This window comes from Luteibacter pinisoli (genome assembly GCF_006385595.1).
GTDB classification, from domain to species: Bacteria; Pseudomonadota; Gammaproteobacteria; order Xanthomonadales; family Rhodanobacteraceae; genus Luteibacter; species Luteibacter pinisoli.
Genome location: NZ_CP041046.1, coordinates 3,532,362 through 3,548,512, shown reverse-complemented (window position 1 = coordinate 3,548,512; position 16,151 = coordinate 3,532,362). Strand labels below are relative to the sequence as shown.

The window sequence follows — 16,151 nt, the reverse complement described above, 5'->3', positions numbered from 1 at the left end:
TTGGCCACCGTCTTTGTCACTTTCCCCACGCGTGCCGGCATGCCGCCCGTGCCCACGCCGCAGTTTCGCAGCTACGGCCTGCACGAGGGCCTGCCCAGCAGCAAGGTCCACGCGGTGGTGCAGGATCCCCAGGGTTTCGTCTGGGTCGGCACGGCGTCCGGCCTGTCCCGATTCGACGGTGTGTCGTTCAGTACGCCCTCGCTTGGCCCGGATCGCACGCATCCGCTGCCGGCCATGGCAGTGACCGCCCTGCTGGTGGATCGCGACGGGCGCATCTGGATGGGCGGCGCCGAGCTTGGCCTGGCTCGCTACGACCCGACGACGGGCGGCTTCGTGCACTGGCGCGACGGCCTGGTGAACGGCGACGTGCGCGCGCTCGCGCAGGCAGCCGATGGCTCCCTCTGGGTGGGCACCGCCGATGGGCTGGATCGCATCCGGGCGGATGGCAGCCAGCCGGAACACGTGGGCGCCGGGCCGTACAGCCTGTCGTCCACCGCCATCCATGCGCTGCGCGCCGATGACGCGGGCCGGGTCTGGGTCGGCACCGATCGCGGCATCGACATCGTGCAGGCCGACGGCAGCATCGTGCATGCGCCCTTTGAAGACACCGAGGCGCCGCGTGTCCTCGGCATCGATGTCCTCGGCAACCACATCACGGCGGCCACGATGCGCGGCCTCTACCGGCGCGCCGCCGACGGCACGTTCCGACGCGACCGGCGTGTGCAGCCGATGCCGGTCTACGGCGTCCTCGGCGATAGCCACGGCACCACCTGGATCGCCAGCCTCGACGGCCTGCTGATGCTGGATCGCCACGGCCGCGTGCATGCGGTGGCTGGCGCCTGGACGGCCCAGGGCGGCCTTCCCGGACGGTCGGTGCGCGGGCTGATGGAAGACGGCGAACACGGATTGTGGTTCGCACTGAACGATGGCGGCCTGGGCTACCTTGGCCCGAGCTGGGAGGACTTCACCCGCTTCGCGCACGTGGCGACGGATCCCCTCAGCCTGCCGGGGCGCACGGTTACCGCCGTTTCCGAACACGGCGATGGGCAGCTGTGGGTCGGCGGCCTTCGCGGCTGGGTACGCTCGTTCGACCCGTCCACCGGCCGCACGGGGCGTGCGTACGAGTTCGGTAGCGCGCGCATCCAGTCGTTGCTGGAAACGCAGGCGGGCGACCTGCTGGCCGGTACCGTGGATGGCCTGACCCGCGTACACGCGGGCCGTGCGTCGCCGTGGTTGCGCGACGCGATCCGGCGGCCGGTGACGACGATGACGCAGGCGCCCGATGGCACGGTCTACGTGGCCGCGGTGGGTGAAGGCGTCTTCGCGCTGGATGAACGCCTGCGCCGTGCCGTGTCGCTACCGTTCGATGAGCTTCGCCGGGGCGTCTACGACACGCGGCAGATCGAGATCGTCGGTGGCGACCTCTGGCAGGCCAGCGTCGCTGGCCTGGCGCGTCGCCGCCGGAAAGACGGAACGATGGCGTTCATCGACGGCGTGGCGCCCGGACGGGTGAACGCCTTCGAACCCGACGACGACGGTTTCTGGCTGGTGCGGCCTGGGCTCCTCGAGCACTACACGTGGGATGGCGAGCGTGCGGTGCTCGACCGCTCGCTCGGTGGAAGCCAGGGATTCCCTGCGGCCGACGTGCTGAACATCCGCCGCGATGCCACCGGCCGCCTGTGGCTGTATGGGCAGACGGGCGTGTGGCGATTCGATCCGCGCGACGCCACCTTCCGCCCCTTCGGCCTTGCCGATGGGCTGGCGAACGGCGAGTTCACCCATGCGACGACCGTTCGCCTCGCTGACGGGACCACGTACGGTGCCACCCTCGGCGGACTGGTCGGCTTTCGCCCGGACCGGCAGCGCGATCACTCACGTAAACCCGGCGTTGCGCTGCTCGGTGCCAGCGTGCTGCGCGGCGGTGTTCGCACCGCGTTGCCGATCCGCGACGGGACGCTACACCTGGCGTGGGATGACCGCGAACTGATGGTGCGTGCGCGTGCCCTCTCTTACGTCAATCCGGACCGGAACACGCTGCAGTTCACGCTCGGCCGGGGCGAGGCGACCACCGTGGTGCGCACGGGGAAGGAGGGCGAGGGGCAGTTCGCCGCGTTGTCGCCGGGGCGTTACGCACTGGTGATCCGCGGGCGTGGTCGCGACGGCGTCGACGGTGAATTGATCGAGCCGCTCGTGATCGACGTGCAGTCGCCGCCGTGGCTGCGCTGGTGGGCATGGCTCGGCTACGTGCTGGCCGCCATCGCGCTGGCGGCGGCGGCCTTGCATGCCGCGCGCTCGCAGGTGCGCCAGTCCATGCGCATGCAGCTTGCCGAGCAGCAGCGCCGCCTTGCCGAAGAGGCGAATGCGGCGAAAACCGAATTCATGGCGACGCTGGGCCACGAGATCCGCACGCCGATGACCGGCGTGCTCGGCATGGCCGAGCTCATCGCGCGCACCCCGCTGGACGAACTCCAGCGCTCCTACGTCGAGGCCGTGCGCCATTCCGGCGCGATGTTGCTGCGCCTGGTCAACGATGCCCTCGACCTCACCCGCATCGAAGCGCGCCGGTTGCCGCTCGAGCCCGAATGCGTCTCGCCGCGTGCCATCGCCACCGCTGCCGTCGAACTGGCCTCGGCGGCAGCTCGGGAGAAAGCCCTGTCGGTGTCACTCGTGATCGATCCGGGCGTGCCGCGTGCCGTGCGCGCGGACCCGGTGCGCCTGCGCCAGATCGTGCAGAACCTCGTGAGCAATGCGGTGAAGTTCACGGAGCGCGGCGGGGTCACCGTCGAGGTGCAGCCTGCGCAGGGTGGCCTCGTGATCGTCGTACGTGACACCGGGCCCGGGATGGATGACGCGCTGATGGGGCGCCTGTTCGAGCGCTTTGAACAAGGCGGCACGCGACAGCGCGGCGAAGGATCCGGCCTCGGCCTGGCGATCTGCCATGAACTGTGCACGTTGATGGGCGGCGCCATCGCCGTGGCCAGCGAGCCCGGCCAGGGCAGTGCGTTCACCGTGACCTTGCCGCTGCCCGCGTGCGATTGCCCGGGCAGCGTGTGCGCGGCCGGCGTCGAGTCGACGGTGCATGGCGCCGGCCGTCGCGTGCTGCTGGTCGAAGATGACGCCGTCGTCGCCGATGTCATCGCCGGGCTGCTGCGCCAGCGCGGTCACGACGTGGAGGTGGTGGGCGACGGGCTGCTCGCCCTGGCCGAGCTCGTACGGCGGCCGTTTGACGTGATGCTGCTCGACCTGGACCTGCCGGTGATGGACGGCTTCCAGGTGGCGCGGATGGCAAGACGCATCGAGCGCGCGGCCGGCATGCCGATGGTGGCGGTGACCGCCCGATCGGCCGGCGACGAAGGCGAGGCGGTGAGGGCGGCGGGCATGGACGCGCTGCTGCGCAAGCCGCTCACCGGCGATAGCCTGGCCGCCGTGCTCGATAGCGTGGCGGCCCGCCCTGGTTCGCTAGCCGAATCGTCGGAAGTAGGCGAGGGCGCCCGCCACCAGCAAGGTGGTGGGTAGCAGGTTGGCCAGCAGCGGCGGCAGGCCGTACACGGTGCCGAAGTTCACCATGGCGCCCTGCAGGAAGTACCAGCCGATGGCGAGGATGATGCCGATGAACAGCCGCTTGCCGAAGCCGCCCGAACGCAGCGAGCCGAAGGCGAAGGGCATGGCGCACAGCACCAGCACCAGCACGTTGATCGGGAAGATGGCGCGGCCCCAGAACGCCACCGCATAGGCCCCGGGATTCTGGCCGTTGTTCTGCAGGTAGCGCATGTTCCGGCGCAGGTCGGACATGGACAGGTATTCGGGATGGATGATCGACTGTTCCAGCACGTGCGGGTTCAGTCGCGACGCCCATGTCTGGGTGGGCGCGGTGATGCTGTGGATGCCGGCGTCGTCGCGCGTGCTGGTGCGCACGTTGGTCATCACCCACTGGTTGCCGTCGTGGACGGCGCTGTCGCCGTGCGAGAACTCCGCCACCTGGCCGTCCGGCGTGAAGGTGAACACGCGCACGTCCACCAGCTTCACGGTGGTGAGGTCGCCTTCCTGGATCGCGATGGCCGACTTGGCGTTGATGATCTTGCCCGCGTCGCGCGCCCACAGGCCGCTGCTGGTCGAGCCCAGGTTGCTTGAGCGCATGCGCACCTGGATGGCCTGGGCGTGCTGGTCACCGTAGGGGCCAGCGGTTTCGCCCATGATCACCACCAGTACGGTGAGAACCGCGATGACACCCGCCGCCGACATGGCGATGCGCAGCTTGGACATGCCCGCGGCACGTAGCGCCGTGAGCTCGCCGGTGGCTGCCAGGCCACCCAGGCCGAGCAGGCCGCCGATCAGGGCCGCGTTGCTGAACATCTGGTACAGGCGGCGCGGCACCGTCAGCATGATGTAGGCGATCGCGTCGTACAGCGTGAAGCCGTTCTTGCCGATATTGCCGAGCTGGCGGACGAACTGGGTGAGGGCGTCGAAGCCGGTGAGCACCAGCCACACCAGCAGCAGGGTGCCCAGGACGCTGGCGCCGATGAGGCGGTCGGCACGCTTGATCGTCAGCGAGGCCATCAGCGGGCCACCTTCATGCGGCGGGCGGTGTTCTGTCGCCAGAAGAACCAGGCGGCCACGGCGAACACGATGATGTGCAGTACCCAGATCGGCGCCGAGGTATGCAGGTTGCCCTTGATGATCTGGGCGCGGGCGATCAGCTGCCACACCACGTAGAGGAAGTAGCTGAGCACGGCCACGAGCAGGCGGCCGTAGCGCGCGTCGCGCGGTGCCTGGCGGGACATCGGCAGCACCATCATCATCAGCACCAGGGTGGAGACGGGGGCGGCAAAGCGTGACACCAGCTCACCGAGCGCGTCGGCCGTGCCTGCCTTGAACAGCTGCGTGGTGGTCGATTCGTGGGCCGGATCGCTGTCGTCATCGTCATCGCTGATGTTGGACAGCGAGACATCGTTGCGCACGTACTTCATGCGCCGCCAGTTATCGCCACCCAGGGGGATTTCGAACTGCCAGCCGTCGTAGAGGGCCAGGAAGCGGTCCGACCCATTGCTCTCCTGGTACATCTGGCCGTGCTTCGCATTCACGACGCGGACCTGGGGGTTGCCATCGGAATCCACCCGGTCGGTGGCCAGGAAGGTCTTGCCCAGCACCGTGCCATCGCGGCTGAGGGTGTCCACGAAGATGATGCCGCCCTTGCCCGGCAGCTCGGTGAAGCGGCCGGCGTCGAGGCCGGCGGCGATCACGGACTTGTTGGCCGTGGCGATCACCTGGTCCGCCGTGCGCGAGGACCACGGCCCCAGCCACAACGACAGCGCTCCCACCAGCACCGTCGAGACCACCGTCAGCAGGACCACCGGGCGCAGCATGCCGCGCGGGCCCATGCCCGAGGAGGCCAGGACGTGCATCTCGCTCTCGCGGTACATCCGGCCCAGGGCGATCAGGGTGCCCAGGAAAGCGGCCATGGGCAGCAGGGTGGAGAGCAGGTCCAGCATCTGCAGGCCGAGCACCTCGAACATGATGCTGGGCTGGATGCTGCCGTTGGCGACCTTCTGCAGGACCCCTGCAAACGCGCCGCCAGCGAAGATGACCAGCAGCACAATGGCCGTCGCCAGGATGCCGTAGGCAAGTTCGCGCAGGAAGTAACGGTCGAGGATGCTGAGCATTTGGTAGAATTCGCGGTTGGAGCCGCGTCAGTCCCGGCCGGCAAACCTTAAGTCTAGCCTGTCCGCGCCCCGGACGGCTTTCGCAGGACAGTAAGTCATGACGGTTCAGTTCAGCCTTGGTTCCAACGCTCCCGACGCCAGCGCCACCCCCGTGGCCGTGGTCGGTGTCTATGAGAATGGTGTCCTGACCAGCGCCGCGGCCCGGATCGACACGGCCGCCGGCGGCGTGATCAAGCGCCTGGTCGAGGCCGGCGACATCACCGGCAAGGTCGGCACGGTGGTCACCCTGCTGCAGCCGGCCGGCATCGCCGCCGCCCGCGTGCTGGTGGTGGGCCTGGGTGCCCAGAAGACCTTCGACGCCGCCCGCTACCAGCGGGTGAACCTGGAAGCCGCCCGCGCCATCGGCCGCCTGCCGGTCACCGAGGCCGCCAGCTGGCTCACCGAAGTGGACGTGCCGGGCCGCGACGCCGCCTGGAAGCTCCGCGTGGCCGCCCTGGCCACGGACCACGCCGCCTACCGCTATACCGCCACCGTGAAGCCGCGCGACAAGGCCCAGCCGGACCTGGCCGCCATCACCTTCGCCGGTCCGGCCGACGGTGAGGCCGGCCTGGCCCAGGCCCGCGCCATCGCCGACGGTGTCCGCTTCGCCCGCGAGCTGGGCAACCTGCCGCCGAACATCTGCAACCCGAACTACATTGCCGAGCAGGCCCGTGCCTTCGCCGATGCCCACGAGGGTGTCTCCTTCGAGGCCCTGGACCGGGCCGACATGGAGCGCGAAGGCTTCGGTTCCCTGCTGGCCGTGGCCCGCGGCTCGGCCAACGAGCCGCGCCTGGTCATCCTGCAGTGGAACGGCGGCAAGGCGGGTGACCGCCCGTATGCCTTCGTCGGCAAGGGCATCACCTTCGACACCGGCGGCATCAGCATCAAGCCGGGCCCGGGCATGGAAGAGATGAAGTTCGACATGGGTGGCGCCGCAGGCGTCCTCGGCGCCTTTGTGGCCGCCGTGGAGATGAAGCTGCCGGTGAATCTGGTCTGCGTCGTCCCGGCCGTGGAAAACATGCCGGACGGCAATGCCTACCGCCCGGGTGACGTCCTGACCAGCCTGGCGGGCATCACCATCGAGGTGCTGAACACCGACGCGGAAGGCCGCCTGATCCTCTGCGACGCGCTGACCTACACCGGCAAGCGCTTCGACCCGCACACCATGATCGACGCCGCCACGCTGACCGGCGCCTGCGTCGTCGCCCTGGGCAAGCACGCCTCCGGCCTGATGACCAAGGACGAATCGCTGTCGGCCGAGCTGCTGGCCGCGGGCGAGGACACCCTCGACCGCGCCTGGCGCCTGCCGCTGTGGGACGACTACCAGTCCCAGCTGGAATCGGGCTTCGCGGACGTGGCGAACATCGGCGGCAAGTACGCCGGTGCCATCACGGCCGGCTGCTTCCTGGCGCGCTTCACCGAAGGCCGTCGCTGGGCGCACCTGGACATCGCCGGCACCGCCTGGGACGAAGGCCGCAAGGGCATGGCGACGGGCCGTCCGGTACCGCTGCTGGCGCAGTGGCTGCTCGACCGCGTGGCTGGCTGATCCGACGCCGATGCCGCGCGCCGACTTCTACCTGATCGACAAGCCGCGCTTTCGCGAGGATCCCCTGCTGCTGGTCTGCGAGCTCACCCGCCGGGCGCACGCGGCCCAGCAGCCGACCCTGATCCTCACCCGTGATTTCGAACAGGCCGAGATGCTCGACGAGTACCTGTGGTCGTTCGATGCGGATGCCTTCATCCCCCACCAGCTGGCCGGGGATGACGACGACGAGAACACGGCCGTGCTTATCGTGCCGCCTGGCGTGGAAACCGCGGACCGGCCGATGGTGATCAACCTGCGGGACGTCTGCGCCCCGGGCCAGTTCGACCGGGTACTGGAAGTGGTGGCGGCCGATCCGGCCGAGCGCGAAGGCTCACGCACGCGCTGGGCCGAATACAAACGCGGCGGCTTCGACGTCACCAAGCACGACATGTAAAAAAAAGCCCCGCGATGAGCGGGGCTTTTTTCATGCCGCCACGAACGCTTACGCGCCGAGCTTGAGGGCCTGCTCGCGCATGGCATCGGCTTGGCGCGTCCAGTCGGTGATGCGCTGGCGTTCCTGGTCCACCACCTCGGCCGGTGCGTTGGCGACGAAGTTGGCGTTGCCGAGCTTGGCTTCGCACTTGCGGATCTCACCCTCGACGCGGGCGATTTCCTTGGCCAGGCGCGTCTTCTCCGCACCGACGTCGATCAGGCCTTCCAGCGGGATCAGCGCACGCATGCCGCCGATGACCGCCACCGCGGCGGCCGGCTCCTCGCCGTTCACCCACACCGGCGTCTCGACGCGGCCGAGGAAGGCCACCTGCGCGGCGAACTTCGTGGCGCGCGAGCGATCCGCGGCGTCGCCGTCGGCGAGGAGCAGGGGAATGACCTTGCCCGGGGCGATGTTCATTTCCGCACGGATGCGGCGCACGCCGGTGAGCAGGTCCTTCACCCATTCGATCTCCGCCGTGGCGGTGGCATCGCCGGTGATCTCGTCGGCCTCGGGGTAGGGGCGCAGCATGATCGTCTCGCCCTCGATGCCGAGCACCGGGCGCACGTTCTGCCAGATTTCCTCGGTGACGAACGGGATCAGCGGATGCAGCGCGCGCAGTAGCGTTTCCAGCACGTGCACCAGCGTGTAGCGGGTGGACGCGATGGCCGCCTCGTCCGTGCCATTGAGCGCCGGCTTCGACAGCTCCAGGAACCAGTCGCAGAACTCGTTCCAGGTGAACTCGTACAGCGCCTGCGAGGCGAGGTCGAAGCGGTAGAGCGCCAGCTGTTCCTTCACCGTGACCAGCGTGTGCTGCAGGCGGGTGAGGATCCAGCGCTCGGCTTCGGTCGACGGGGCCACCTTGTGCACCGGGCCCTCGCCCAGGTTCATCAGCACGAAGCGCGAGGCGTTCCACAGCTTGTTGACGAAGGCCTTGTAGCCCGCGGCGCGCTCGAGGTCGAACTTGATGTCACGGCCGTGCGTGGCCAGCGAGGCAAACGTGAAGCGCAGCGCATCGGCGCCGAAGGCGGGGATGCCCTCGGCGAACTCCTTGCGCGTGGACTTCTCGATCTTCTCGGCCATCTTCGGCTGCATGAGGCCGCGGGTGCGCTTCTCCAGCAGCTCGTCGAGGGTGATGCCGTCGATCAGGTCCAGCGGATCGAGCACGTTGCCCTTCGACTTCGACATCTTCTGGCCATCCTTGTCGCGGATGAGGCCGGTGACGTAAACGTCCTTGAAGGGCACTTCGCCGGTGAAGTGGTCGGTCATCATGATCATCCGGGCCACCCAGAAGAAAATGATGTCGAAGCCGGTCACCAGCACGTTGGTCGGCAGGTAGCGGTCGAAGCCGCGCTCGGCCTGCGCCTGCGGGTCGGGCCAGCCCAGCGTGGAGTGGCTCCACAGCGACGACGAGAACCAGGTTTCCAGCACGTCGGCATCGCGGCGCAGCGCGCCGGTATAGCCCTGCGCGGCAGCGAGCTTCGCGGCACCGGCTTCGTCGTGGGCGACGATGACCTGGCCGTTGTCCATGTACCACGCCGGGATCTGGTGGCCCCAGGTGAGCTGGCGGCTGATGCACCAGTCCTGGATGTTGCCCAGCCAGTGGCGGTACGTGTTGATCCAGTTTTCCGGCACGAACTTCACATGGCCCTGTTCCACCAGTTCCATGCCGCGCGCGGCCAGTGTGTCCATCTTCACGAACCACTGCCACGTGAGGTACGGCTCAATGACCTGGCCGGTGCGGTCGCCACGCGGCACCTGCAGCTTGTGCTTCTTCGTCTCGACCAGCAGCTCCTGCGCTTCGAGGTCGGCGAGCACGGCCTTGCGTGCGACGTAGCGGTCCATGCCGCGGTACTTCGCCGGCGCCGCGTCGTTGATCGCCGCGTCGTCGGTGAGGATGTTGATCATCGGCAGGTTGTGGCGCTGGCCGATGGCGTAGTCGTTGAAGTCGTGCGCGGGCGTGATCTTCACGCAGCCGGTGCCGAAATCCTTCTCGACGTACTCGTCGGCGATGATCGGGATCTGCCGGTCGGACAGCGGCAAGGCCAGCATGCTGCCGATGAGGTGCGCGTAGCGCTCGTCTTCCGGATGCACGGCCACGGCGACGTCGCCCAGCATGGTTTCCGGGCGCGTCGTCGCCACCACCAGCTCACCCGAGCCGTCGGCCAGCGGGTAGCGGATGGACCACAGCGAACCGTCTTCTTCTTCGCTCACCACTTCCAGGTCGGAGATGGCGGTCTTCAGCACCGGGTCCCAGTTCACCAGCTTCTGGCCGCGGTAGATCAGGCCTTCCTCGTGCAGGCGCACGAAGGTTTCGACGACGGCCTTCGACGGGCCTTCGTCCATGGTGAACACTTCGCGGCTCCAGTCACCCGACACGCCCATGCGGCGCATCTGGCGGCCGATGGTGCCGCCGGATTCCTTCTTCCACTCCCACACGCGTTCGATGAACGCATCGCGGTCGAAATCGGCGCGCTGCTTGCCTTCGGCATTGAGCTGGCGGGTCACCACCATCTCGGTGGCGATGCCGGCGTGGTCGGTGCCGAGCTGCCACAGGGTGTCGTAGCCACGCATGCGGTGGTAGCGCACCAGCGTGTCCATGATGGTGTGCTGGAACGCATGGCCCATGTGCAGCGTGCCCGTGACATTGGGCGGCGGCAGCATGATCGTGTAGGGCGTGCCCTTGCCGGACGGCTTGAAGTAGCCGTTGGCTTCCCACTGGGCGTACCACTTCGACTCGATCTGGCTGGGCTCGAAACTCTTGTCCATGCGTAGGTTCCCGGCGCGCACCCTGTAGGCGCGCGGATTGACAGGCGAAAAGAGGGTCATTGTAGGCGATACTGGCCACATGACTGAACACGATGTGGCCGCGATCCTGGGCGCGGAGGGCGCGTTTGCCCGTGAAGTACCGGGTTTCGCGCCCCGCGAGGCCCAGCAGATCATGGCCGGCGCGGTGGCGCGGGCCATCGACGAGCGCGACGTGCTTATCGCCGAGGCCGGTACCGGCACGGGCAAAACCTTCGCTTACCTCGTACCGGCCCTGGAATCGGGCCGCAAGGTCATCGTATCCACGGGTACCAAGGCCCTGCAGGACCAGCTGTTCTTCCGCGACCTGCCGCGCGTCCACCACGTGCTGGGCAGCCGGGCCAGGGTTAGCTTGCTGAAGGGCCGTTCCAATTACCTGTGCCTCTACCGCCTGGACCAGTCCGTGCGCGAGGGCAACCCGGACCGGCAGCTGGCCACCCAGCTCTCGGCCATTCGTGCCTGGTCCGCCCGCACCCGCCGCGGCGACCGCATGGAAATGGCTGATATCCCGGAGGATTCCCCGGTCTGGCCGCGGGTCACCTCCACGCCGGAGAACTGCCTGGGCAGCGAGTGCCGGTTTTTCGAGGACTGCCACGTGGTCAAGGCCCGGCGCGAGGCCATGGAAGCCGACCTGGTGGTGGTGAACCATCACCTGCTGATGGCCGACCTGGCGCTGAAGCAGGAGGGGTTTGGCGAGATCCTGCCTGGCGCGGATGCGTTCATCCTCGACGAGGCCCACCAGATTCCGGAGCTGGCTGGCCAGTTCTTCTCGCAGAGCGTCGGCTCGCGCCAGCTGGTGGACCTGGGCCAGGATGCACTGGCCGAAGCGCAGGGCGTCACGGGCGCCACCAGCCAGCTGCTGGAGCCCGTGGAAGCGGTGCAGGACCTGGTGAAGCGCCTGCGCCTGGCGATGGAGCCGATGCCGGCCAGGGGGCCGTTTGGCGCCCTGGAGCGCGATGGCACCGCGCGCGACCTGCTCAGCGAGCTTCGCGACGTGGTCGCTGCAATGTCCGACCTGCTGGCCGGGCTGGCCGAGCGCTCGCGCGGCTTGGCCAACGTGCATGAGCGGGCACAGATGCTCAGCCTGCGCCTGGACCGCATTGCCGAGGAACACTCGGCCGCCGACGTGCGCTGGTATGAAACCTGGCCGCGCGGGTTCGCCCTGCACGCCACGCCGCTCGACCTGGCGTCGCCGCTGCGCGCCATGCGCATGGCCACCGACGCCGCGTGGATCCACACCTCGGCGACGCTGTCCATCGCCGGCGACTTCCAGCACTTCGCCCGCCAGCTGGGCATCGAAGACCCGCGCACGCTGCAGGTGGAAAGCCCGTTCGATTACGGGCGCCAGGCGCTGGCCTACCTGCCGAAGGATCTCCCGGACCCGTCCGCGCGTGACCACACGGACAAGGTGGTCGCGGCGATCCTGCCCGTGCTCGAAGCCTCGGACGGACGTGCGTTCCTGCTGTTTACCTCCCACCGCGCCCTGCGCCGCGCGGCGGAACTGCTCGAGGGGCGGGTGCCATGGCCGCTGTTCGTGCAGGGCACGGCGCCGCGCCATCGCCTCCTCGAGGAGTTCCGCGCGAGTGGCCGCGGCGTGCTGCTCGGCGCGGCCAGTTTCTGGGAAGGCGTGGACGTGGCCGGCGAGGCGCTCAGCGTCGTCGTCATCGACAAGCTGCCCTTTGCCATGCCGGATGATCCGGTGCTGCAGGCGCGGCTCGAGGCGCTCGAGGAATCCGGGATCAACCCGTTCATGGGCTGGCAGGTGCCGACGGCGGTCATCGCGCTGAAGCAGGGCGCGGGCCGGCTCATCCGTGACGTCCATGACCGCGGCGTCCTGGTGCTGTGCGATCCGCGCCTGACGACCAAGGGCTACGGCCGGCTGTTCCTGGCCAGCCTGCCGCCGATGCCGCGCACGCGTGAGCTGGCCGATGTGAGCGCCTTCTTCGCGGCCTGAGCCCGGCCCGCTCCCCCGGCTTGCCCGCAAACACCTGCGAACGGGCCGATCCCGTGCCGCGCACGCGCCGCAGCGGGGGCAACGATCAGTCTGCCTATCCCGGGTTTACGCCATACTGTTCAACAGCCAGACGGAAACGCCATGAACTTCCTTGCCATCGAAACCTCCACCGAAGCCTGTTCCGTCGCACTGGTCCACGGCGACGAGGTGATCGAACGCAGCGAAATCGCACCGCGTCGCCATGCCGAACTGGTGCTGCCGATGGCCGACGCGTTGCTGGCCGAGGCGGGCCTCTCGCGTGCTGCCTTGCAGGGCATCGCCGTTGGCCGTGGCCCGGGTGCCTTCACCGGCGTGCGCCTCGGCGTGTCGCTGGCCCAGGGCATGGCCATGGCGCTCGATATCCCCGTGGTCACCGTCTCGTCGCTTGAAGCGCTGGCGCTGGAAGCACCGGAAGACGACGCAGCGATCCTCTCCGTCATCGACGCGCGCATGGGCGAGATCTACGTTGCCGCGTGGCGTCGCGAAGACGATGGCAGCGTCAGCCTGATCGATCGCGAGCGCGTGGATACGGCGGCCGCGTTGCTGCTGCCCGAGGTCTCGGCCTGGCATGTCGTTGGCACGGGCTGGACCACGTACGAGAACGTGCTGCGCGAACGCATCCACGCGCCGATCCGTTCGGCCGAGGGCGCGCGTTATCCGCAGGCGCGGCACGTGGCGGAGGTGGCCGCGCGGCGCTTCCGCCATGGCGACGCCGTGGCGCCCGAACTCGCGCTACCCGTGTACCTGCGCGACAAGGTGGCACTCACGCTCGTCGAGCAGGGCCGGGCCTAACGCGAAACGACCGTGGCTTCGATCACGGCGCAGACGTGTTCGAACGACGCATCGTCGAGCCACGGGCTATTGGTGACGGTAAGCGTGCGCGCGGCGAAATCCCGCGCGTGCGGCACGTTCTCACCACCGGCCATCGTGCCGAGGTAGGGGTAATCCGGCAGGGCGTGCACGAACATGCGCGCCACGCCGTGCCGCGATGCCCACAAGCGATGCAGGACGGCATCGCGCGTGGCTTCGTCAGGCAGGCGCAGCATCAGGTAAGGCCACGTACCGCCTTCGTCAGAGAACACGTGCACACCCGGAATCGAGGCAAGGGCGGGCAGGCGCGCGCGTGCCTGCGCCGTCGTCCGGCTGATGAAGTCGGGAAGGCGATGGAAGGCTCGCGCACCCACCGCACGCCGCCAGCGCCCGACGCGATGCAGCGGAAAATCGGCATCGAAATATTCGCCGGCGGCGCCCAGCATGTCGCCCCGGCGTAGCGCGCGACGCAACGGATGGCCATAGGCCATGCCCAGCCCGCGCGGCCGGTACAACGCGGCATAGCCGGCCAGCTCCAGCGTCCGGCGCAGCTCCCAGCCGGGTTGCCAGCGCGCGATGCGCCGTGCGGTGCGGCGCAGGCTGTCGCGGAGCACCGGGTCGCCCGCCACCAGCAGGCCGCCTTCGAAGATGGACAGGCCCTTGCCGGCGGCGAGGCTGAAAAAACCGACGTCGCCATGGGTCCCGGCGGCGCGGTCGTCGATGCGCGCGCCCAGCGCCTGCGCGGCGTCTTCGACCACGTACGCGCCGACGGAGCGCGCCACGGCCGAGGCCATCGCGACATTGGCGGTACGCCCGCCCAGGTGCGTGGGCACCACGGCGAGCGTGCGCTCACTGCAGGCCTCGGCCAGCCGGTCGGGATCCATGTCGAAATGGCCGGCGCGCAGGTCGACCAGGCGTGGCTCTAGTCCCGCGCGGCGGATCGCCAGAGGCACCAGGGGGCAGGTGAACGCAGGTATCGCTACTTCGCGGCGGGTGCGCGCGTGGCCGGCCAGCGCGGTCAGCGCGACGGTGAGCGCCGCGGTGCCGGAGCATTCCAGCTGCGCCTCGTCCATGCCCAGCCACTGCGCGGCCAGCGCCGTGAGGGGCGCAGGCACGGCGCCGCCGAGGTCGGCGAGGCCCAGGGGCAGGCCCGCGGTGGGCGGTGCTTCACGCTCAGGCCGGAACCACATCGCCCGTACCCTCGTCACCCTCGGCGAAAGCCAGGCAGACGATACCCGCCACGATGGCGAGGGCACCGATCACCTGCGTCGGTGTCACCGGTTCGTTGAACACCCAGTACGACAACGCCATCACGCTGACCACCTCGAGGTGGGAGGCGGCGAAGGCCGGCCCGATCGGCGCGTGCTTGAGCAGGCTCATCCAGCTGACGAAGGCACCGATGTAACCGGCGATGGCACCGTAGATCCACGGCGAGGACAACACGCGCGCGAGCCATGCCGCACTCATTTCCACGGGCAGCGCATGCGTGCCCGCCAGCTTGAAACAGACCAGGTTCAGCGTGTCGAAGCCAAGCAGCAGCGCAAAACCAATGACGTAGAAGCGCTTCATCCACCGGCTCCGACAATGGCCACGCCCACGGCCACCAGCAGGATGCCGGTGACGCGCATGGGGCTGAGGCGGTCGTGGAACAGGAAGCGCCCGGCAATCATGATGGCGACGATGTTGATCGAGCCCAGCAGCACGCCTTCGGAAAGCGGTACGAGGGACAGGAATGCCACCCAGACCACGAACTCCACGACGTAGCAGCAGATGCCCGCCCAGATCCACGGGCGGCGCAGCATGTATTTCCAGCGGGCGATGCCATCGCCGGCGCGTTCATCGCTGGCCGCCGCCTTGAAGGCGAGCTGGCCGCCGGTGTCCAGCAGCAGGTTGGCCAGCCACAGCGTGAAAACGAGGCCGTTCATGCTCAGGCCGCCATGCGCGCCGGCCGCGCCTCGCGCGCGACGCGGGCGAAGAAATCCGCGCTGCGCTCGATCAGCGTGCGCCGTTCGCGGTCAATCGTAATCATGTGGTAGCTGTCTTCGAGCAACAGCATCTCCACCGGGCCACGCACCCCGCGGGCCACGAGGTCGGCGTTCGCGGTGCTGGCCACGTCATCGTCGGACGCGTGCGCGATAAAACACGGCGCGACGACATCGGGGAGGCGGCGGCGTACGTCGCGGGACAGCCAGACCATCTCGGCCAGCGCGTGCCACGGGTTGCCGGGCAGGCCGGCCGCGCCGCTGTCGCCGGAGAACATCGCCGCGCTGATCTGTGCGCGCAGGCGTTCGTCGCGGATGCCGTAGGGCGGCTGCTCGATGAAGCTGCGGGTGCGGCCGATGCCCAGCCGCTTGAAGATCGGCAGAAGGAACGACAGGTGGCGGCCGGTCCAGGGAATGGACCAGCCGTCGTACTGGAAGGTGGCGCCAAAGACGCCCACGCCGTCGACCCACTCCGGGCGTACGGCGGCCAGGCGCAGGGCGAGCACCGCGCCCATGGAGAGGCCGGCAACGAACAGGCGGTCCACCTTGCCGCGCAGCTGCTCGGCGGCGGCTTCCACGCTGGCGTACCAGTCCTGCCAACGGGTGGCGAGCAGGTCGTCCTCGCTGCCGCAGTGCCCGGCCAGGCGCACGCCCACCACGGTGAAACCGGCCCGGTTAAGGCCCTTGCCCAGCATGCGCATTTCGGTGGGCGTGCCGGTAAGTCCGTGGATCAGCAGCACGCCGTCGCGCCCGCCTTCGAACTGGAATTCGGTTGCGTCGCTCACGCCATGGCCTCGCGCTTTTGCTGTCTCATGGCGGCCATGCTCGCGCCTCGTGGTTTCAGCGG

At 68.9% G+C, this 16,151-nt stretch carries 12 protein-coding genes; 5 read left to right on the top strand and 7 right to left on the bottom strand.

Translation table 11 applies throughout. The features are described 5' to 3' along the window. A complete protein-coding gene (locus tag FIV34_RS16180; protein WP_170207642.1) occupies nucleotides 1–3,516 on the top strand; it encodes a hybrid sensor histidine kinase/response regulator in 3,516 nt (1,171 codons plus the stop codon). Here the strand turns inward: FIV34_RS16180 and lptG are convergent. Next, complete coding sequence (gene lptG, locus FIV34_RS16175; RefSeq protein ID WP_139984558.1) at nucleotides 3,460–4,557, bottom strand: LPS export ABC transporter permease LptG; 1,098 nt, start codon at nucleotides 4,555–4,557, stop codon at nucleotides 3,460–3,462. The genes FIV34_RS16180 and lptG overlap by 57 nt on opposite strands. Beyond that, a complete protein-coding gene (gene lptF, locus FIV34_RS16170; RefSeq protein ID WP_139984557.1) occupies nucleotides 4,557–5,660 on the bottom strand; it encodes an LPS export ABC transporter permease LptF in 1,104 nt (367 codons plus the stop codon). Before lptF ends, lptG begins: the two co-directional genes overlap by 1 nt. Nucleotides 5,661–5,757: 97 nt before the next feature. Between lptF and FIV34_RS16165 the strand changes: the two genes are divergently transcribed. Together FIV34_RS16165 and FIV34_RS16160 are read left to right on the top strand one after the other, a co-directional pair. Continuing rightward, on the top strand, nucleotides 5,758–7,245 hold the full coding sequence (locus FIV34_RS16165) for a leucyl aminopeptidase (RefSeq protein ID WP_139984556.1): 1,488 nt from the start codon (nucleotides 5,758–5,760) through the stop codon (nucleotides 7,243–7,245). A gap of 10 nt (nucleotides 7,246–7,255) precedes the next feature. Beyond that, nucleotides 7,256–7,678, top strand: a complete 423-nt coding sequence (locus tag FIV34_RS16160; protein ID WP_139984555.1) for a DNA polymerase III subunit chi — start codon at nucleotides 7,256–7,258, stop codon at nucleotides 7,676–7,678. Nucleotides 7,679–7,726: 48 nt separating this feature from the next. Here FIV34_RS16160 and FIV34_RS16155 read toward each other — a convergent pair whose 3' ends face one another. Then, on the bottom strand, nucleotides 7,727–10,483 hold the full coding sequence (locus tag FIV34_RS16155) for a valine--tRNA ligase (RefSeq protein ID WP_139984554.1): 2,757 nt from the start codon (nucleotides 10,481–10,483) through the stop codon (nucleotides 7,727–7,729). A gap of 79 nt (nucleotides 10,484–10,562) precedes the next feature. Between FIV34_RS16155 and yoaA the strand changes: the two genes are divergently transcribed. Together yoaA and tsaB are read left to right on the top strand one after the other, a co-directional pair. Then, on the top strand, nucleotides 10,563–12,473 hold the full coding sequence (yoaA, locus tag FIV34_RS16150; protein ID WP_139984553.1) for a DNA repair helicase YoaA: 1,911 nt from the start codon (nucleotides 10,563–10,565) through the stop codon (nucleotides 12,471–12,473). Between the two features lie 141 nt (nucleotides 12,474–12,614). After that, a complete protein-coding gene (gene tsaB, locus FIV34_RS16145; protein ID WP_139984552.1) occupies nucleotides 12,615–13,304 on the top strand; it encodes a tRNA (adenosine(37)-N6)-threonylcarbamoyltransferase complex dimerization subunit type 1 TsaB in 690 nt (229 codons plus the stop codon). Here the strand turns inward: tsaB and FIV34_RS16140 are convergent. Genes FIV34_RS16140 through FIV34_RS16125 form a run of 4 tightly spaced genes read right to left on the bottom strand, consistent with a single transcriptional unit; the run spans nucleotide 13,301 to nucleotide 16,089 of the window. Beyond that, the gene (locus FIV34_RS16140) at nucleotides 13,301–14,512 is read right to left on the bottom strand and encodes a DegT/DnrJ/EryC1/StrS family aminotransferase (RefSeq protein WP_139984551.1); all 1,212 of its coding nucleotides are present in this window, start codon (nucleotides 14,510–14,512) and stop codon (nucleotides 13,301–13,303) included. The two genes, tsaB and FIV34_RS16140, sit on opposite strands and share 4 nt — an antisense overlap. Beyond that, nucleotides 14,496–14,891 (bottom strand): DMT family transporter, encoded by a 396-nt coding sequence (locus tag FIV34_RS16135; RefSeq protein WP_139984550.1) that lies wholly within the window; start codon nucleotides 14,889–14,891, stop codon nucleotides 14,496–14,498. Before FIV34_RS16135 ends, FIV34_RS16140 begins: the two co-directional genes overlap by 17 nt. Next, nucleotides 14,888–15,247, bottom strand: a complete 360-nt coding sequence (locus FIV34_RS16130; RefSeq protein WP_139984549.1) for an EamA family transporter — start codon at nucleotides 15,245–15,247, stop codon at nucleotides 14,888–14,890. The genes FIV34_RS16135 and FIV34_RS16130 overlap by 4 nt, the downstream gene beginning before the upstream one ends. Before the next feature lie 2 nt (nucleotides 15,248–15,249). Then, nucleotides 15,250–16,089: an alpha/beta hydrolase gene (locus FIV34_RS16125; protein ID WP_139984548.1), complete on the bottom strand. Its 840-nt coding sequence runs from the start codon at nucleotides 16,087–16,089 to the stop codon at nucleotides 15,250–15,252. Nucleotides 16,090–16,151: the final 62 nt, after the last annotated feature.